This window comes from Paenarthrobacter sp. FR1 (genome assembly GCF_051106045.1).
Classification (GTDB): Bacteria; Actinomycetota; Actinomycetes; order Actinomycetales; family Micrococcaceae; genus Arthrobacter; species Arthrobacter nitroguajacolicus_A.
Map to the genome: position 1 here is coordinate 13,322 of NZ_JBPFSF010000010.1, position 18,588 is coordinate 31,909.

The following is an 18,588-nucleotide window of genomic DNA, read 5'->3' on the forward strand; positions in this document are numbered from 1 at the left end:
CCGGCCAGCCGCCGGTTGAGCCGACTTCGGTGAACAAGCGGCCTTCCCGTGGGGGCCGGCCCGAGGATTTCCATGCGCAGGCCAAGGTGGCGTGAGGCCCCTCGGGACGAATCCCAAGGGGCCTCACTAGCTCACAAAACCTCTACTTCCCTGCCGCGAAGTAGCTCACGCACTGTCCCTGGTTCTTGAACACGGGCTGCGGGCTGGTCTTCCAGCCGTCGTTCTTGCACGCGTCCTTCCCCGTGGACACCGCAACGCGGTACTCCTTGGTGGTGCCGTCCGGTGCGGTCACGGTGACTACCGCCGTCGGGTTTTCTGCCGTTGGCTGTTGAACCGTCACCTTGGCGTTCGCGTCCAGCGGGTAGCCGACGACGGCGGGACTCGCTGACGTTGACAACACCCGGTAGTCGGTGGTGGCCGGGGCGAACCCCACCACGGAGGACTGGTTCACGAGGAGCCTGCCGAGGTCGGCGAGGCCGGCATCAGCCAAACGTGACCCGGCAATGGCCACCTCCGCGATCTTGGTGTACGAAGCCGTGGTCGCAAACGAAACCCTGATGCCACGGGTCGTGACGGGGTCGAAGCGCACGGTGACCGGTGTCGCCGTCGAAAGTCCCGTGACGGTTCCCGCAGCGGTGTCCTTCCACGCGCCGGCGGCATCCTGGTACTGGACCTTGAGGCTCTGGGCAGCCTTCTCAGCGGATGTCACCGTCACCGAATCCACGGTGTAGTCGCGGCCGAAGGCGTAGCTCAGACTGTCGCCGGCACGGCCTCCACTCACCCAGTTGGACCAGCGTGTGGAGGTGTTGGCGTCGCAGGTGTTCTTTGCGATGTAGGAGCCCTCGGTGTAGCTGGCGGTGGCCGTGGTGGTGGGATCGTCCTTGCAGATGTTGGCTACGGGAACGCGGTCAACCACAATGACGGTCGTGTTGCCGGGAGTCCGTTGGCGGTTCCCTGCACCGTAACGGTGCCCGGAGTTTGCAGTGAGGAATCCGAGACTGAGGACCAGTCCCAGGTCACCGCGAGCGGGTTCCGGGCTGGGCCGTCCGCTATCTGGCCGGGAACGGTACCCGGAGCCGCAGCTTGTGCGGGAGCCACCGACGATCCAACGCCAACGGTCACTGAAGCCGGGTCTGTGGCGATGTAGGAGCCAACGGTGACTGTCAAAACGGCTTCGAATGTTTGGCCGTAGGGGTCAGCGCCGGAACCGTACACGGTTACTTTGCCGGCCTTTTGCCAGGAGGCAGGATCGACGGGAGTCCACGTTACAGCCAGTGGTTTGCCCGGACCGGCCTCGTAGACGGGGGTGACAGTCGCGGGCAGGGCCGGTGCCGTACCTACGGGGGTGCTCAGTTCAACGGGAGAGACTCCCAGGAGCTTCAGGTCTGCGATGTCTGTGAAAGCCCACGCCTGGTGCGGGTTGGCCGATGCCGTGGCCGTGGTTCCGGTGGAAGATGCCAAAGCCACGGACGTTCCAGTCGCGGTCTGGTTGCCCGAAACCTGCAGGGCAATGGCCGCGGCGGCGTTTACCAGGGTCCACTGCCTGCCGTTCTCGGTGGTCACTATCCACTGTGCAGAGGGAGTGGTCTTGGCCTGATCCAAGGTCATGGATGTCAAAGATGCCGCGCCCGACTGGCTCCCGTTGAGCACACCGCCGTTGCCGGTGAGCACTTTGCCGTCCTTGTTGCTCAGGACCCAGCGGCGATCGTTCGCGAATTCGTCCTTGCCGTTCACCGCAGTGAACGTCCACATCTGTGGAGCGACACCTGCCGCGTCCGTGCCCAGTTCTTCGATTGTCGCTGCACCATTCGTCCCGGCAGTCAGGTACTTGCCGCTGGCTTCACCTGTTAGGTGATAGCTGTGACCGTCCTCCACCGGTGCGGCATCGTCCGAAACTCCGCTGACGCCGTCGACGACGAATGTCACCACTGATGCGGCAGGAACGTCGAGGGTCGCGGACTTGGCCGCAGTGTCGACGGCGACCGGCGCACCTTTGACGAGGGCATTCTTCTCGATGTCCTCCAGCGGCGATTTGGTGGTGACCACAGGCGTGACCTTGGCGCCGGGGGCAATCTTGCCGAAGCGGCTGAGGTCGATCGTGACCTTTTCCGCCGTCGGGGTGTCATTGAAGTGGACCAGCGTGGCCCCGTTGCCGTCGGCTCGGAGGGCGCTGGCGGTCTTGGCGTTGTCGTTCTGGATGAGGAAGTCGCCCGGACGGATGTAGTGCGTGAAGTTCCGGGTGGTGTTGTACTTCTGGTTGGTCAGGACCTTGCATTTGGCCTGATCCTGCGTTGCGCCATCGTTGATTCGACGGTTGGAGAAGCCCTCACGTCCTTCGTAGTTGCAATCGAAGTCAACGTAGATGGAACCCCAACCCTTGTCGGCCTTCTCCTGCTTGTAGGTGTCCTCCACGGGCTGCCAAAACACCCAGGCGTTGGGGTCGAGTTCGCGGAGATCGTTGACCATGCGGCTGGCGATGCCCAGGCCGTTGGTGATGTTGGAGCGGTCCCAGCCACTGGTGGAATCACCGAACACCGGGTTGCCGGGCCAGAATCCGCCCACTTCGCTCATCCATAGCGGCTTGTCCGTGGAGCTGGCCAGGTCGCGGACCCGGCGGCGATCATTCGTGCCGTACGTGTGGACGTTGAGCTGCGCAACGGCGTCCTTGGCTGCCTGGCTGTAGCCATTCCAGTTGGTCATGAACTTGGTGGGATCGGTCTCGTCCATCGCGGAGATCACGGCGTCCGTGGTGCCTTTGGCGAGTTCCGCAGCCAACAGCTTGGTCACCCGGTCCTGGGCTGCCGGGTAGATCAGTGCGCCCTCCTGCTTCTGTGTGTACGTGGTGGGTGGCTTGCCGGTGGCGGTGTTGATGTCCGTGCCCCAGTAGCCGGAGTTGGGTTCGTTGAACGGATCGACGGTGTCCACCGTGATGCCGCTGCCCTTTTCGAGAAGCTCGACGGCGTTCCTCATGTACGCGGCGAACTTCGCCTCCGCTTCGGGCAGGAGGTTTTCGCCCTTGGCGGTGTTCACTTGGCCGGAAACATAGCCGCTCTTGGTCATGAACCAGGGCGGGGAGTTGCTGAACGCTTCCCAGTGGGTGATCTGCTGGTCGGCAGCGAGGCGCTCCACCCACCAGCGCTGGTTCTGGTCGGCGTCGGGATTGTAGGACGCGGGATCGTCAGGGTTCCAGGCGTTCAAGAACGCGAGCTTGTTGGCCTGCGTTTTATCGACGGTTCCGTCAGGGTTGTAGAGGTTCGACGCCGGTTGGCCGGGTCGCGCCTCGGTGACAGGTTTCCACCATCCCTCCACAGCGCTCCCGTCGTTGAGGTAGTCAGCAACATCCGACGCGTTGCCTCCGCCCACGTTGTAGCGGGCGATGTTGAGGTTGAGCCCATCCTCGCCGAAGACCTTCTGGTACAGCTCCTCACGCAGCTCGGGGGAGTATCCCGCCGTCGCATTCGCGAACCACACCAAACTGGTGCCCCAGCCTTCGAACGCTTCACCACGGCTGGCGGGGTTCGGAGTGATAGTGACGGCAGTTGCGTCAGCGGCGTTTGCTGGTGGGGTTGTTGCGGGCATGAGTGCCAGGCCGGCTGCGGCTGTGACAGCTGCTGCCAGCACGGCCACTGGCTTTCGGATTCTTCGCGCGGTAAACGCCATGGGTGGACCTCATCGTCGGGGTTCGGTGTGATGGTGCACGGTCTTCGCGGGAAGGCCCGAGCAAGCCGAGACTATGAGGCGGGTCAGGGTGTCACAAGGCACTCGAACAGGGTCGAACGGGCTTGGTCGTAAGTGGTCGCTGCCGTAACAAGATTGCCCGCCACTTCCGTAATCATGTATAGATGTATACAAGTACACCTTTTCTCGGCAGGGCGGCATCACATGGCAGATCCTCAATCACGCAACACCGGGGCTCACTTGGTCTATGGCGAGTTGAAACGCCGGATCCTCAGCCTCGAACTCAAGCCGGGTGAGCGTATCTACGAACCCGCCATGGCGACTGCACTGAAGGTCAGCCGCACTCCACTCCGTGAGGCCATCCGTCGCTTGGTTTCGGAGAGCCTGCTCGAACAGCAACCCACCGGGGGAGTGCTGGTACCGGCGCTGGATGAGAAGGTGATTTCAGAGCTGTACGACGTCCGGGCCGCCCTGGAATCCCTGATGGCTCGCGAAGCGTGCGCCAATGCCACCGCGGCAGATCTCGACGAACTGAACGGCATCGTGGCCCGCAACGCAGCGATGGTGGAGTTTGCCGACGAAGCCATGAAGTACGGGGTTGCCCTGCACGCCGCGATCGCCCGAATCGCCGGAAACTCTTGGGCCCACCGCTTCCATGAGCAGATCGCCAGCCAGGTGGAACGCTACCGATACTTCACCAATAACGCTCCCGAACGCCGCGACGAAGCACTCGCCAATCACCGGCTCCTGGTTGAGGCCATCGCTTCCAAGGATCCGGAAAAGGCAGCAAAGATTGCCTTTGACCACGTCATCGGTGCGCGGGATGAGACCCTGCGAGTCATCTCAGGCACCGGCCTCGTCATCGGATGATCGGCGAACTCGGACGGCGCTCGTCCACCGCACTCCTGGTCCACTCGGCGCTCATCCAGGCTGTGACGTTCCTGGTCCGGCCCGCCACCACATACCGCGCGCTGGAACTGGACGTCCCGGGATTCGCCCTTGGTCTGCTGGCAGCGAGCTACGCCGTGTTCCCGCTGCTGCTCGCGCTGCCCATCGGCGGACTGGTGGACCGCCTCGGTGAGCGTCGGCTCATGGCCTTCGGGGCCGCCGTCGTGCTGGGTTGTTCTGCGTTTCTGTTGTTCTGGGGAACGTCAGTCCCCGCCTTGGTGGCCGGTACAGCGCTCCTAGGCGCAGGGCAGCTGGCGTGCGTGGTGGGGCAGCAGGCTGTGGTGGCGAACAACGCTGCGTCATCGCGTCTGGACTCGGCTTTCGGGTACCTGACGTTCGCTGCGTCGCTGGGGCAAGCGCTCGGTCCGTTGGCGATTTCCTTGGTGGGTGGTGCTGCTGTACGCCCGAATACCCAAGCGATCTTCCTGCTCGCGACAGCAATGAGCTTGGTGCTTTTCCTGGCGACGTTTGTGATCTCCGGTCGGGTGAGCGGCCGGAGAAGCAAGGCCAACGCCAGCCCCAAGGGTGGCGCAATGTCGCTGCTGAGGACGCCCGGCGTCGTCCGCGCATTGGCTACGAGCGCTACCGTTCTCGCGGTGGTTGACCTGACCGTGGTCTACTTGCCGGCGCTCGGCGCCGAACGCGGACTTACCGCGGCAACCGTGGGTCTCTTGCTGACAGTCCGTGCGGTCTTCTCCATGATTTCCCGGCTGGGGCTCGGCAGCGTGTCCCGCAGGCTCGGGCGCATGAAACTGCTGATCCTAAGCCTGGCCATCTCCACAGTTGCCTTGGCTGTGGCCGCAGTTCCGATGCCGGAATGGTTGCTGTTCGTTGTGATGGCCTTCCTCGGCTTAGGGCTCGGAATCGGCCAACCACTGACCATGTCCTGGCTCTCAGCCCAAGCGCCTGAAGGACAACGTGGCCGCGCCCTGGCCCTGCGTCTGGCCGGAAACAGGGTGGGCCAGGTGGTGCTGCCCAGTGCCATCGGCGTGGTGGCCGTGGGGCTAGGTGCGGCGGGGGTGTTCCTGGCATCCGCGGTGGCTGTGGGCGGAACCATGCTCCTGCTGCGTGGAGTGCGGCTGGACGACTAATCGCCCCAACTGACTGGCAGTAGTGGTTGTTCCCAGCGCTGAGAACAACCACTAATGCGAGCTAGTTGGGCGTCCTGCTCCGCCAGGTGTGTTACTCGGAGAACAGCGCCGCCAAATCCTCCGCAGTCAACGAACCACCAGCCAACGCGTCGCCCTCCATCACATCCGCGAATAGCTGCGACTTCTTGGCCTTCAGCGCCATGACCTTCTCTTCGATGGTGTCCTTTGCCACCAATCGGTAGACCATCACGTTCCGGGCCTGCCCAATGCGGTGCGTACGGTCAACGGCCTGCGCCTCGGACGCCGGGTTCCACCACGGATCCAGCAGGAACACGTAGTCGGCCTCTGTCAGGTTGAGCCCAAAGCCGCCGGCCTTCAGGGAGATGAGGAACACCGGTGCTGAACCGTTCTTGAACTCGCTCACCACGTCGCCGCGGTTCCGGGTGCCGCCATCGAGGTAGCAGTACTCCACGCCCTCAGCATCCAACCGCTCCCGGACCTTGCCAAGGAAGCCGGTGAACTGGCTGAAGATCAGGGCGCGGTGGCCCTCGGACACCAGGTCCTCTAATTGCTCGAATAACACGTCGAGCTTGGATGACCGCACGCCAGACAACGAAGAGTCCACCAACGAAGCATCCAGGCTCAACTGCCGGAGCAACGTCAACGACTGGAAGATCGTGAAACGGTTCTTGTTGACGTCGTCGATCAGCCCGAGGATCTTCTGGCGCTCACGCTGCAAGTGCGTTTGGTAGACCTTCTGGTGCCGCGGGTTCAGCACCACTTCCAGGATCTGTTCCTGCTTGGGCGGCAGGTCCTTAATGACCTGCTCTTTGGTGCGACGCATCATGAGCGGACGGACACGACGGCGGAGCTTACCCAGCTGCGCGGAGTCACCGTTCTTTTCCACCGGCTTTTGGTAGTTCTCGGCGAACCGTTTGGGGCTGGGGAACAGTCCAGGCGCCACAATGGACGTCAGCGCCCAGAACTCCATGAGGTTGTTTTCCAGGGGCGTTCCCGTGATGGCCAGCTTGAACCGGGCAGGGAGCTTCCGCGCACACTGGTAGGCCTTGGACTGGTGGTTCTTCACGAACTGGGCCTCGTCCAGCATCAGCCCGGCCCACTGGAAGGACGCGTAGGCATCGTAGTCAATGCGGAACAGGGCGTAGGAAGTGATAACGACGTCGGCACCAGCCAACGCGTCGACGGGGGACAGCCCGCTCTTGGCGAAGGTTTCACCGACGGTCCGGACCACAAGCCCAGGGGCAAAGCGCTGCGCTTCCGCAGCCCAGTTGCTCACCACGCTGGTTGGCGCCACCACCAGGAAGGGAGCGCGCGGCGCCACCCCTGCCGAGGCGCCCTGTGCGGCGGCAGCAGTCTCAGCGGCCAGGTCCTTCGCGGCACAAATCAGGGCAATGGCCTGCACTGTCTTACCCAGGCCCATATCGTCAGCAAGCACGCCGCCAAGGCTGTGCTTATACAGGAAGCTCAGCCAGTTGAACCCCTCCAACTGATACGGACGCAGCTCAGCGTTAAGGCCGGCCGGAAGCGGCAGCCCGGTCACGCCGTCGTCGAGCAGTCCGCCCACAGCTTCGCGCCAGGCGGCGGCCTGTTCGTCCACGATCCCCAGCTGCGCCAACTCGTCCCAGAGCCCGGCCTGGAAGCGGCTGATCTGCAGAGTGCCGTCCGTGTTGTCCGGGTTGTCCTGGAGGGACCGGGCTTCGTCGATCAGCGCGCGCAGTTGGTGCAGCTCCGGCAGGTCCAGCGAGAAGTACGCGCCGCTGGGCAGGAGCATGCGGCTCATCCCGGCGGCCAGGGCAGAGAACACGGCTGCGAAGGAGACCGGTTCACCCTCAAGCGTGATGACGATGCCGAGGTCGAACCAGTCGCCGCTGGCCGTTTCCTTGGTGGAGATGGACACCACGGGTGCTTCGGCGGCCTCGCGGTAGTCGGCGATGTCGCCGGACGTTTCCACCACGACGTCGGGCAGGTCCTTGAGCGCGGGCAGCACCTCTTCTGTGAAGGCCAGGGTATCCAGGCCGCCGAGTTCCACCGAGGCAGCCAGCCGTGGGGCGCCCCAGCCGCCTGTAGCCGATTCGGCCAGCGCTGCAACAACATCCCATGGCCGTCCGAGCGACTCCAGGATGCGGGCTTCCTCGGGATCGTCGCGGTAGCCGCGGTCGTCCGGGTGCCGCCAGAGCGGTTGCGCTGTGACCAGTGTGCCGGACTTGTAATGCCACTCCCAGTGCAGCCGAACCTTGTGGTCGTTGCCGTAATTGGCCAGCAGGGACAACGTGGGGACAGCCAACGTGGGCAGCTCCACGGACTTATCCGCGGCCTGCACTGGCGTGGACTGCCGCAGTTTGGGGTAGAACGATGTCAGGAAGCGGCTCTCGTCCTCGGCCGGGATCTGCAGTGTTTGGCCGTCCATGACGAACTCCAGCAGCTCATCGGTGATACCGCCCTCGATCGGTGCCAGGGTAATGAGGTTCTTCTGCTGCGGCACGCCCGGCAGGGTTTCCCCGGAATGCGTGAAGAAGATCCCGTTGGCCGGCTTGCCCAGGAAGCCCACCGCCGCAGCATCAACCGGCTCCCCGCCCACGGTGACGGACGGAGCAAGCTGCAGGCCGGCGTCGGACGTTGTGTCTTCGGTTCCGTTCGCGTCCAGGCGCGCCAAACTCAGTCCGACGACGGCGGGTTGGGTCTCGACGCGGACCGGCTCGCTACCAGCCGAGTGGATGAGTGGGATGCCGGCCTTGGTGGCGTCGGAAAGGAGGGTCCACAGGTTCTTGGCCGCGAAGTCGTTGAGGCTCAGCCACATTGCCCCCGAGGGTTGCTGGCGTCCGTTGCTGGAACCGTGGGCCGCGAGGAACGTCTGAAGCCATTCAACGTGAACTTCGTTGAATTCGCGCCGGAAGCTGACGTAGCTGAGGTTGTTCCATGAGACGTCGCCGCGGATCCACTTGCCCTTGGCGCCCATCATGACGGGTCGGGCCTTGAGTTGGCGGACGCTCCGCATGGGGTCGCGGCGGCCTGTGTAGGAGAAGTGCGCGGCGGGCTCTTCCACCTCGAATTGAAGCGCTAGCGGGATGCCCGCAGTGGTCGGCGCGATGCCGGGCTTTGCGATCAGCCTATTGAGGGCTTGTTCCCAAGCAGGCCGTGCCGAGCCGCCTTGTTCGGTGGAACCAAGGCGGGACGTCTGGATTCCAGGCGCTTGCGACAAGAGCTGGGCACGGATGGTGGGGTGGTCTTCGGCGGTGAAGAGCAGCGCGGCCACATGCTTGCAGTCCTTGCGGACCGGGCAACTGCAGATACCCACAGTGCAGCTCCAGCCGCTGGACTTGCGGACCAGTTTTGCCGATGTCGAATACGGCTGCGCACCGGTTCCGCGGACCTTGCCCATCAGGAGGCCGGTGGCCGAATCGAAGGAAATCCCGCTCACGCGGCTGCCCATGGCATAGGCCAATCCGGCCGCCAGGGAGCGGTCGTTAATGGCAGGAGTCTGAATGGCCAGTTCCCAGGTTTCGTCTGTGTGGGACGGCATGCGTCGGGCTACTTTCGGCAGGAGGTTATCTGCTCAATCTTAGTCAGCAGAAAACGGCTCCCAAACTTCGCCCTCCGTTAACCTCTACCTCGATTGCCGCGCCGCTCCCACGCGTACGTTGAAAGTGTCCGGAGCACCATCAGCTTTCAGCAGTGAGGATTTCCCATGACTACCAACGAGTACCCCGTCGTCCTGAACAAGACCAGCTTCGAAGCCGGCAATGCGGATGTTGTGGATTCCAACGTCAACGTCGTGAACCAGATGTACCAGGAGCTCCTCAACAGCGACGAAATCGCAGGCGCTGCGCTCAACAGCTTCTTTGTGGACTTCTACCTCACCCAGGCGTTGGCCGGCGGTTTCGCCCAGTACGTCTTCACTGCACCGGAGCGTGAAGAAGTTGACGCCTACGTCCGCGCCGGCCTCGAAGGCATGGGCGCCGAACGGCACCTGGACCTCTTCAACCGCACGGCAGCTGCCTTCGATGCCCTGGCCGAGGACGAAGCGGAGGCCTACCTCGACGGCGAACTGGACGAGTCAGAGACTCCCCTTCCCGCTGTTGTTCTTTTGGACGAGCTGGATGGGGAGTTCGAAGCCTTGCTGGAAGAGGAGGACATCATCGACCTCAACGCCGCCTACCTTCGCGATCAGTCCGAGCTGCTGGTTCTCTCGGACGAGGAGATCGAAGCGCACATCGCCGAGCGCGTGGCCCTGATCCCGGACCTCGCCGAGCGCCAGGCAGAAGCCGACGAAGAAGCGCTGGCCAACGCCCCCGAGTTCGAGGTCATCATCCGCGAACTGTGCGACGTCGCCGGTTACGCCCTGGAGAAGATCACCATGGGTGACCCCAACTACGAACACGACGGCGTCAAGACCCTCGCCTGGCACTTCTCCACCGACCACGGCGACTACATCATGGTGGAAGACGACGACGAAGCCTTCATGATCCACCCGGAGACGAAGGAAATCATCGCTGCCGTGGAGTTCGAAGAGTCCGAGGAATTCGTGGACGCTTAAACCTATCGCCGAGATCGCCGGAGCGCTGCGGGATCGCCGTGGCAATCCGGCGATCTGGACGTGTTCCGGCGGCCTGGACGTGTTCCGGCGGCCTGGGGCTAGGTTGTCCTGGCCCGGCTGAGCTTGACGAAGCCCCAAACGATGGACGCCTGCCAGCAGACGAGCAGGGCAATCCAGATCCAGTCAAAGCCGCGGTTTGCTGCGTTGATGACCATTGCTATGACTCCCAAAGTCCAAGCGACCTCCTGCAATGCAAGGAATCCCAGGTTTGGCGGTCTCTTAGCAGTGTCTTTCAATGCCATCTCCCCTCCCCAATGAGTAACTGGCAGTCTAACGGACGGGCGAAACCGCGCCGGCCTCAGTATCCGGAGGCCGCAGCGCCTTTGATCATCTCCCCAGACGGGCTCACGAGGTACCAGACGCCGCCCACGCCCTGACCGGTGACATCGCCGGGGGCCTTGTCCTTGGCGTAGTAGTACAGGGGCAGGCCGTTGAGCGTCACCTGCTTCTTCCCGTCCGGGGAAGCGATGGTTCCCACAGTTCCGGTGACGCCTTCAACGGCGGGTGCGTCCGACGTCGTGGTAAAAATCGGCCAAGCGTCCAGGCAGGCGTCGACGCAGGCGCTGGTCCCCGAGTCCTTGACGTCCTTGGTGAAGAAGTAGAGGCTCATCCCTTTGCTGTCTACTGCGATCTGTCCGGCGCTGGACGAGGCAACCTTCATCTCGGCACCTGCGGCGGTGCTGGCCGCGACACTGGGCGTGGTGGTTGTGGGTGCTGCCGAGGAGTTAGTGGCAGGGCTCCCGCCACATCCCGCCAGGGTGGCCGCGAGGACCAGTGCACCGAATCCAACACTCAATGGCTTCTTCATGTCTAGCTCCTTTGACGAGCCGGCCGGAACGGACCGGCGCTAACCCGTACGACGCCGGCAGGGGAAGAATGGTTCATACAGCTGAACCTTTTACCGGCGCCCGTCGTCGTATAGGCGAAGGGCCGCGGAAAGAGTACGAGGGAGGTGGCTATGCCGTTGGACGAAGACGTGGTGGCAGCGATCTACCGCGATCACGGCACGGCCCTGAAGCGTTTCGTGCTGAGCTGCACTTCGGATGCCCACCAAGCAGACGACGTCGTGCAGGAGACCATCCTCAAGGTGTGGCAGCACGCTCCGCAGATCACGGGAAGTTTGCGCAGCTACCTCTTCAGGACGGCCCGGAATGTCATTATCGACAACTACCGGAAGGCTCAACGGCGCCCCACGGAGTCAGGTGAGCACGACCTCCCGGACCACGCAGCAAAGGAACGCGTTGACGAACTCCTGAACCGGGTCCTTATGGAAGAAGCGCTGCTCCGGCTTAGCCACGAACACCGACAAGTGCTGGTGGCCCTGCATTACCAGCGGTTTACCGTCGCGGAGGCGGCGCTGCATTTGAACATCCCCGTCGGCACAGTTAAATCCCGGGCTTTCTACGCTGTGAAAGCCCTCCGAACAATCCTCGATGAAATGGGGGTGGAACGATGAACGGCAACTCCGTCCACCAATTGCTGGGCGCCTACTTGCTGGGTGGGCTGGAACCGGACGAAGAGCGCGCCTTCGAGGACCACCTCGCCGGCTGCGCGGAATGCCGCAGGGAACTTGAGGAACTCGAAAGCCTGCCGGCCTTACTCGACGCGGTTCCGCCGGCCGATGCCGTCGCCCTGGCGGTCGCCGGCGGCGCGGAAGCCCTCTCACCACTGGAGTCAAAGGCGGACGCGCTCCCGAAGAAGGTCCTGGTGGACTTGTCTGCCCGCAGGCGGAAATCACGACGGCGCTGGGCGGCTTTGGTGGGTGCGGTGGCCGCTGCTTGCCTGGCTCTGGGCTTCCTCGCCGGGCCGTTGGTGAACCAGCCGCCGAAACCGGACGCCAGCTATTCAGTGCAGTCGGACAACGGTTTGCAACTGACCGTAGGAATGGTGAAGAAGAACTGGGGAACTGAGCTCGAGGTTGAGGGGCGCAGCATGCCGCTCCAGGGCACTCTCTACCTGTGGGTGAAGGGCCGTGACGGTGCCGAGGAACGGACCTGCGGTTGGACAGCTACGGCGAGTGGCCGGATCAAGATCACCGGCGCCACTCCGGTGCAATTAGCGGGCATTGCAGGCGTTGAGCTTCGCGACGAGTCGGAGAAAACGGTGGCATCGATTTCGGTGCCGTAGGGGTTAGTGCTCCGTGACGCCCGTGTCCTGCGCCTTGAGTTCGGCCACCAACGCAGGGTCCTCACAGGCCCGGGCGAACGCTTCGATCCGTCGCTCGATCTCGCGGCCCAGCAGCAAGCTCCCCATCCGCTCTGCCACGGGCTTCAGGAAAGCCGGGCGACAGGAAAAGGTGTACTTCCAGACTGCCCGGGTGCCGCCGTCGTCGGGAGTGAATCGCCAACCGCCGCCGAAATTCTCAAAGAACCACGGACCGGACACCATGGTCATGCCCACATTTTTCGGTGGCACGTAAGAGACGTATTCGCTGACCATCTTCAGTCCCAGGCGCGAGACCGTGCGGGTGCGAACACCCTTGCCAGCGGCCCGGGCGCCATCCAGGAAACCTTGGGATGAGATGAACGGGTCCCACTTGAGCCGGAACTCTCCCGTGGTTTGGGACAACGCGAAGGCGGTGGCTGGGTCGAGCCGAATGAAACGCTCCGCGCGGACTTGCGGCATCAGAACCCTTGTCCGGAGCCGAGCACCAGGAACACCATGAAGACGATCCCAAAGATGTTGACCGCCATGATGGCCAGTCCGATAATGCCCGTGATGCGCCCCGCATTCATGCGCCCGGCACGAAATACAGCAATCAGTCCGCAGACCACAGCGACGATGGCCAGCAATACTGCGACTCCTGCCAGCACCAGGGCGCCAATCCACCAGGCGTCGTTGCCCTGGTTGTAACGGCTCATGGCCGAAGCGACGGCAGCGATGCCTAAGGGAATGCTGACCACTGCCGCTATTGGTGACAGGACGGCGGCCACGATGCTCGTGATACCAGCGCCCAGGCCACGGTTCCCTGATCGCTGAGGCTGCTGGTAGTAGGCCGGTGGCTGGTAGCTCATGGTTCCCCCAAAAAGTCCTTAGCTAAATCTTGCGGTAGGTGAGGTCGAAGATCATGCGCCCGGCCTCGTGGGCTTTGTTCTCGAAGCTGGTCCGGATGCGGCCCTCGAAGCGGGGTGCCCATCCGCCTTCTTGGTCCACGCCTTCGTTCGGTCCTGTGTGCTCCGTGCTGACGGGGGCGCGGCCTTCCCTGACCGGCGCACCGCCCACAACGGATTCGACGCCGGACTGCCACACTTGCGTCAGCGGGCTCTCCTCGCCGCTGCGCTCGCCGTCGTGCATGTTCTCGAACTCGGTGGAACCTGCCAGGACTTCGCGGACGTGGACAGCGTAGTTGGACCAGTCGGTGGCGATGCGCCAGTAGCCGCCCTTTTCCAGTGCCTTCGCGGCAACGGATGCGAAGGCCGGCTGAATGAGCCGCCGCTTGTGGTGCCGGGCCTTGTGCCACGGATCCGGGAAGAAGACCCAGAGTTCGCTGACCGAACCCTCGGGAAGCATCGACTCAAGAACTTCAGGGGCGTTGGCTTCCACCACGCGCACGTTGGTCAGCCCACGGCTGTTGATCTTGATGATGGTGTTGGCCAGTCCGGGGGTGTAGACCTCCACTGCAAGGAAGTCCTTGTCCGGGTTCTGCTCGGCAGCGTGAACTACGGCGTCGCCCAAGCCGGAGCCGATCTCGACGATCAAGGGAGCCTTGCGCCCGAACACTGCCTCGGCGTCGAACGTGTAGTCCGGGTGCACGGAGGTGTTGGCCACATGCCGTGGGACCTGGATAGCCCAGCGCTCGGCGTGCTCCTCCCAGGCAGCCTGCCGGCGTCCCTGCAGGCGGGTGCCGCGGCGCACGAAGCTGACCGGCCTGCCACCGTAGGTTCCGAAGGAAGCCTGGGTGCCGGGCGTGACTGGGCGCGGGGAATCTGGGTTTTCACTCATCACTTCCAGAATACTTTGGTTCGCTGTGGCGCAGGCTCCCGGAAAAACAGCGCCAGTCTGACAGGTCTTCAAAGGATGACGCCGCCCGACGCGGACGTCGGCAACTCCAGATGGTGCTCCGGCACCGGGGACGGTTCAGGCTTTTGGTTCATGCTTTCAACGGTATGGAGCGCGATACGGCGTCGGCAGGGGGAACCAGGCGTATGTGGATAATCCGAGGCACGAGGCGGGGTCACATCCTGCCCAGGATGGGCTTCCAGGACCCGGCTGACAGAATAGGACGTGTGACCTCCTCCAAGACGCCCGGCTACCAAGAGAAATCAGTCCTCCCCGAAATAGCAGTCGACGCCGAGATCGACGATGAACCGGCGGCGGACCCCACGCAGCTGAGGGGCAAGAGGGGCCTGGTCTACCTCGCCATTTGCCTGGTGCTGATCGGCTTGAACCTCCGCACGGTCTTCTCCAGCTTCTCCGCAGTCCTGCCGGAAATAACGTCCGACGCCGGTCTGCCGGGCTGGTCGCTGGTGGTCCTCACCACCGTGCCGGTCACTTTGCTGGGTGTCTTCGCGCCGCTTGCTCCCATCCTGGCCCGCAGGTTCGGCGCGGAACGGGTTCTCCTCGGGGCCATGGCCGTCCTCACCGCAGGTTTGCTGCTGCGGCCCCTGGAGGTCGCCGGAGCGGGACACCTTCCCACGCTTCTCGCCGGAACGGCAGCCTGCGGTGCTGCCATAGCTCTTTGCAACGTGCTCCTGCCGGGCGTGGTTAAGAGGGATTTCCCGCACCGCCTTGGCTTGATGGGTGGTCTCTACACCACCGCGATCTGTGCATCAGCGGCCTTGGGAGCAGGCTTTACGTATCCGGTCTTTACGGCAACCGGCCACTGGACCTCGGCTCTGTGGTTCTGGGCGGTGCCTGCCGCCGTCGTACTTTTGCTTTTCCTGCCGCTGGCAATCCGCCAGCCATCTGTGAAGCATCAGGCCGTCCATGGTGGCGCGAATGTGTGGCGGTCAGCCGTCGCCTGGCAAGTGACGATGTTCATGGTGCTGCAGGCGATGATGTCGTTCAGTGTGTTCGCCTGGATGGCCCCGATCCTGCGCGACCGGGGGATTGATGGCAGCACGGCCGGGCTGATCGTGTCGGTGTCGATCGTGCTGCAGATGCTGGGTTCGCTGTTTGCCCCGGCGCTGGCCACGCGTTTCAAGGACCAGCGGATCATCAACATGGTGGTGGCCTTGATGACGGGCGGCGGTTTCGCGTTGACGATCTTTGGCCCCACCGAGCTGATCTGGATCTGGACCGGGCTCAACGGGTTGGGACAGGGATCGCTCACCGCGGTGGCCCTCACCATGATCATGGTCCGCACGCGCGACTCCCACACGGCCGCGCACCTGTCGGGAATGATGCAGGGCGTCGGGTACGGAGTTGGGTCGGTGGGCACGTTGTTGGTGGGTCAACTGCACCAAGCCACCGGCGGGTTCGAGGCAGCCGGAATCCTGTTCCTGGTGGTCGGCTCGCTCGCAGCGTTCTTCGGGTACCGGGCCGGCCGCGACCGCTTCGTTTAACGTTGTGAGGCCCACTCTGCGTCCCAAAAACCCAGGGAAGAGCGCAGAGCGGGCCTCGCAACGAGATAGCTAGACCGTCAGGTCCTTGCCCTTGGTCTCCGGGATGGAGAAGGCGAACGCGATGCCCACCAGCAGCAGGATCACTGCGTACACGTTGAACAGTTGAGCCTGCCCAATGCTGCCCAGCCACGTTTGCAGGTACGGAGCCGTGCCACCGAAGACCGCGACACAGATGGAGTACGGGACGCCGACACCAATGGTGCGGATGTGCGTCGGGAAGAGTTCCGCGTAAACGGCCGGAACGATTGCAGCGCTGCCGGCGATGAAGAACAGCATCACGGACATGGACACGGCGAGCTGCCATGGTGAGTCCCTGAGCAGCCACGTCATGGGGAAGTGCAGCAGGGCGGCGCCCGCAGCTGACACGATGATCACGGGCCTGCGGCCGATGCGGTCGGACAGCTTGCCCCAGAACGGCAGGGCGGCGATGAACACCACGTTGGCGATCACACCTGCCCAGAGCGCCTCGCCCCGGTCCATCTTCAGCGAGGTTGCTGCGTAGCTCGGAGCCACCACACCCCAGATGTAGTACACAACGGTCAGGCCAACGGTGAGGCCAATGACCTGCAGGGCCTGCTTGCGGTACTTGACGATCTGCGGCCAGATGGGCAGGCGCTTCTCGTTGGGGGCTTCGGCCTCGAAGGCTTCGGTTTCCTTCATTTTGGCCCGCATGAACAGGGCGTAGATACCCAAGGCGCCGCCAATCAGGAACGGGATCCGCCAGCCCCAGGCGTTCATTTCCTCCTTGCTCAGGACCCCCGTGAGGATGGCGCCCAGCAACGTACCGGCCAGGATTCCGGCGGTGCCGGAGGTGTAAATGAGGGTCGCCCAGAAGCCGCGGTGTTCCTTGGGTGCCATCTCGGACAAATACGTTTGCGACGACGGCAACTCACCACCGTGCGCAAGGCCCTGGATGAGGCGTGCCACCAGCAGCATCACCGAGGCAAAGGCGCCCACAGCGGCGAACGTCGGCGCGATACCGATGAGGAGGCTGCCCACGGCGCCCAGTGCCACGGCTACGGTCATGGACGTCTTGCGCCCGATCCGGTCGCCAATCCAGCCGAACACGAACCCGCCGAACGGACGGGCAACGAACCCGACGGCGAAGATCGCCAAGGTGGACAGCACGGCGGACGTGGGGTCGGCCTGGCTGAACAGGGCGCTCGCGATGAAGGGCGAGAACGTTGCGTAAATCGCCCAGTCGTACCATTCAACGGCGTTGCCGATGCCGGTGCCAACCAGCGTGCGCATGTGGGACTTATGGACCTTGACGTCGGGTGACGTTCCTACGGTGGCGGTCATGTGTTTCTCCAAGGTGGGGCGGGCTGGGAGGGGTCTAGTTGCCGGCGAGGGCGGCGATACGGGACACGGCGAGTTCGGCGTAGAGCGCGGCCCCGTCGGTGAGGACGCCGTCGTCGAACATTGCGTATGGCGAGTGGTTGAACGGCGACGTCGTGTGGTCGGCGCCGGGGGCAACGGCGCTGAGCCCAACAAAGGTGCCGGGGACTTCGGCGAGGACCCGCGAGAAGTCCTCCGAGCCGCTGAGGGGAGTGGCCATCCGGGTGTGCCTGGACTCGCCGAACATTCCGGCGATGACCTTTTCCGCGGTGGTGGTCTGGTCTTCGTCGTTGATGGTGAGGGGGTATTCCTCTTGGTAATGCACGTCCGCCTCCAGACCGTGGGCTGCCGCGATCCCGTGGAGAAGCCTGGGTACTGCTTCCATCATCTTCCGCCGGGACTCTTCGGAGAAGGTCCGGATGGTGGCTTCGATGCGGGCAGTTTCGGGGATGACGTTTCGCTTGGTTCCGGCGTGCAGCACACCGACAGTCAGGACTACGGGATCGAACATGTTGAACTGTCGGGTGACCATCACCTGGAGTGCGGTGACCATCTCGGCGGCGGCCGTGACGGGGTCCTTGGCGGAGTGCGGGGCCGAGCCGTGGCCTCCGGCACCGAGCACGGTGACCACGAGTCCGTCGGAAGAGCTGAGCATGACGCCCGGCTTGGTGACGAACTGGCCATGCGGTTCCAACGAGGAGAACACGTGCATCCCGTAGGCGGTATCGGCGCGACGGCCGGCGGCATCCAGGACACCTTCCTTGATCATGTAGCTCGCGCCGTCGAAGCCTTCTTCTCCGGGCTGGAACATGAGGATGACATCACCGGCCAGCTGATTGCGACGTTCAGCAAGGAGGGTGGCGGCGCCGGCCAACATGGACGTGTGGAGGTCGTGGCCGCAGGCATGCATAGCGCCGTCCACACGGGAGGTGTAGTCCACGCCGGTGCTTTCCTGCACGGGGAGTCCATCCATGTCCGCCCGCAACAACACCACGGGCTTCTCAGCCGAAGCGTGAGCGGCACCGCCGCGCAGAACCGCGGTGACCGACGTCGTTTCCTTGCCAAGGGTGATCTCGTACGGAAGCCCGTCCAGCGCCTGGAGCACCTTCTCCTGGGTGCGGGGGAGCTGCAGCCCGATCTCCGGTTCGCGGTGGAGGTCGTGGCGGAGGCGGACGATGTCGTCCCGCAGTTCCTTGGCGTCGGCAGCGATGGTCATGGGTTCTCCTGGTCTTTCCGGGAATGGGTTCCTCATGCCATTCTGGGGTGATGTGATTCACATGCCCGGAAACATCTTGAAATATGCATTTTTTTCTCTCAGGCGCACGATTCATGCACTGTTCTGAGATAATCGGCT

General features: G+C 63.6%; 16 protein-coding genes. 6 read left to right on the top strand and 10 right to left on the bottom strand.

The window, feature by feature from the left end; genetic code table 11:
- Positions 1-142: 142 nt before the first annotated feature.
- Positions 143-916: a discoidin domain-containing protein gene (locus ACR30Z_RS17710; RefSeq protein WP_434373903.1), complete on the bottom strand. Its 774-nt coding sequence runs from the start codon at positions 914-916 to the stop codon at positions 143-145.
- A complete protein-coding gene (locus tag ACR30Z_RS17715) occupies positions 895-3,660 on the bottom strand; it encodes an Ig-like domain-containing protein (RefSeq protein ID WP_434373905.1) in 2,766 nt (921 codons plus the stop codon). Before ACR30Z_RS17715 ends, ACR30Z_RS17710 begins: the two co-directional genes overlap by 22 nt.
- Positions 3,661-3,882: 222 nt before the next feature.
- Between ACR30Z_RS17715 and ACR30Z_RS17720 the strand changes: the two genes are divergently transcribed.
- Complete coding sequence (locus tag ACR30Z_RS17720; protein WP_434373906.1) at positions 3,883-4,548, top strand: GntR family transcriptional regulator; 666 nt, start codon at positions 3,883-3,885, stop codon at positions 4,546-4,548.
- Positions 4,545-5,717 carry an MFS transporter gene (locus tag ACR30Z_RS17725; RefSeq protein WP_434373908.1) on the top strand — a complete coding sequence of 391 codons (1,173 nt, stop codon included), beginning with the start codon at positions 4,545-4,547 and terminating at the stop codon, positions 5,715-5,717. Before ACR30Z_RS17720 ends, ACR30Z_RS17725 begins: the two co-directional genes overlap by 4 nt.
- A 91-nt stretch (positions 5,718-5,808) precedes the next feature.
- Here ACR30Z_RS17725 and ACR30Z_RS17730 read toward each other — a convergent pair whose 3' ends face one another.
- Entirely contained in the window at positions 5,809-9,258 is a 3,450-nt protein-coding gene (locus ACR30Z_RS17730; RefSeq protein WP_434373909.1) for an SNF2-related protein, read from the bottom strand.
- Positions 9,259-9,423: 165 nt separating this feature from the next.
- Between ACR30Z_RS17730 and ACR30Z_RS17735 the strand changes: the two genes are divergently transcribed.
- Complete coding sequence (locus tag ACR30Z_RS17735; RefSeq protein WP_144649302.1) at positions 9,424-10,272, top strand: DMP19 family protein; 849 nt, start codon at positions 9,424-9,426, stop codon at positions 10,270-10,272.
- A gap of 98 nt (positions 10,273-10,370) precedes the next feature.
- Here the strand turns inward: ACR30Z_RS17735 and ACR30Z_RS17740 are convergent, their stop codons facing one another.
- Both ACR30Z_RS17740 and ACR30Z_RS17745 read right to left on the bottom strand, forming a co-directional pair.
- Positions 10,371-10,574 carry a hypothetical protein gene (locus ACR30Z_RS17740; RefSeq protein WP_434373911.1) on the bottom strand — a complete coding sequence of 68 codons (204 nt, stop codon included), beginning with the start codon at positions 10,572-10,574 and terminating at the stop codon, positions 10,371-10,373.
- A 56-nt stretch (positions 10,575-10,630) separates the two neighbouring features.
- Positions 10,631-11,140: a hypothetical protein gene (locus ACR30Z_RS17745; protein ID WP_434373913.1), complete on the bottom strand. Its 510-nt coding sequence runs from the start codon at positions 11,138-11,140 to the stop codon at positions 10,631-10,633.
- A 150-nt stretch (positions 11,141-11,290) separates the two neighbouring features.
- Here ACR30Z_RS17745 and ACR30Z_RS17750 point away from each other — a divergent pair, with 150 nt between their 5' ends.
- Entirely contained in the window at positions 11,291-11,788 is a 498-nt protein-coding gene (locus tag ACR30Z_RS17750) for a sigma-70 family RNA polymerase sigma factor (protein ID WP_434373915.1), read from the top strand.
- On the top strand, positions 11,785-12,459 hold the full coding sequence (locus ACR30Z_RS17755; RefSeq protein WP_144649305.1) for a zf-HC2 domain-containing protein: 675 nt from the start codon (positions 11,785-11,787) through the stop codon (positions 12,457-12,459). The genes ACR30Z_RS17750 and ACR30Z_RS17755 overlap by 4 nt, the downstream gene beginning before the upstream one ends.
- A 3-nt stretch (positions 12,460-12,462) precedes the next feature.
- On the opposite strand, the gene ACR30Z_RS17760 is transcribed toward ACR30Z_RS17755, so the two are convergent.
- The 3 genes from ACR30Z_RS17760 to trmB are packed head-to-tail and all read right to left on the bottom strand — an operon-like array spanning position 12,463 to position 14,274.
- Positions 12,463-12,957: a type II toxin-antitoxin system RatA family toxin gene (locus tag ACR30Z_RS17760; RefSeq protein ID WP_434373917.1), complete on the bottom strand. Its 495-nt coding sequence runs from the start codon at positions 12,955-12,957 to the stop codon at positions 12,463-12,465.
- Positions 12,957-13,346 carry a hypothetical protein gene (locus ACR30Z_RS17765; RefSeq protein WP_434373919.1) on the bottom strand — a complete coding sequence of 130 codons (390 nt, stop codon included), beginning with the start codon at positions 13,344-13,346 and terminating at the stop codon, positions 12,957-12,959. The genes ACR30Z_RS17760 and ACR30Z_RS17765 overlap by 1 nt, the downstream gene beginning before the upstream one ends.
- 22 nt (positions 13,347-13,368) lie before the next feature.
- A complete protein-coding gene (trmB, locus tag ACR30Z_RS17770) occupies positions 13,369-14,274 on the bottom strand; it encodes a tRNA (guanosine(46)-N7)-methyltransferase TrmB (RefSeq protein ID WP_144649308.1) in 906 nt (301 codons plus the stop codon).
- A 284-nt stretch (positions 14,275-14,558) separates the two neighbouring features.
- Between trmB and ACR30Z_RS17775 the strand changes: the two genes are divergently transcribed.
- Entirely contained in the window at positions 14,559-15,836 is a 1,278-nt protein-coding gene (locus tag ACR30Z_RS17775) for a CynX/NimT family MFS transporter (protein WP_144649309.1), read from the top strand.
- A gap of 69 nt (positions 15,837-15,905) precedes the next feature.
- On the opposite strand, the gene ACR30Z_RS17780 is transcribed toward ACR30Z_RS17775, so the two are convergent.
- The gene (locus ACR30Z_RS17780; protein WP_434373922.1) at positions 15,906-17,198 is read right to left on the bottom strand and encodes an MFS transporter; all 1,293 of its coding nucleotides are present in this window, start codon (positions 17,196-17,198) and stop codon (positions 15,906-15,908) included.
- 34 nt (positions 17,199-17,232) lie between these two features.
- Positions 17,233-18,450, bottom strand: coding sequence for a M20 metallopeptidase family protein (locus tag ACR30Z_RS17785; protein WP_144649311.1), 1,218 nt, complete (start codon positions 18,448-18,450; stop codon positions 17,233-17,235).
- Between the last annotated feature and the right edge of the window lie 138 nt (positions 18,451-18,588).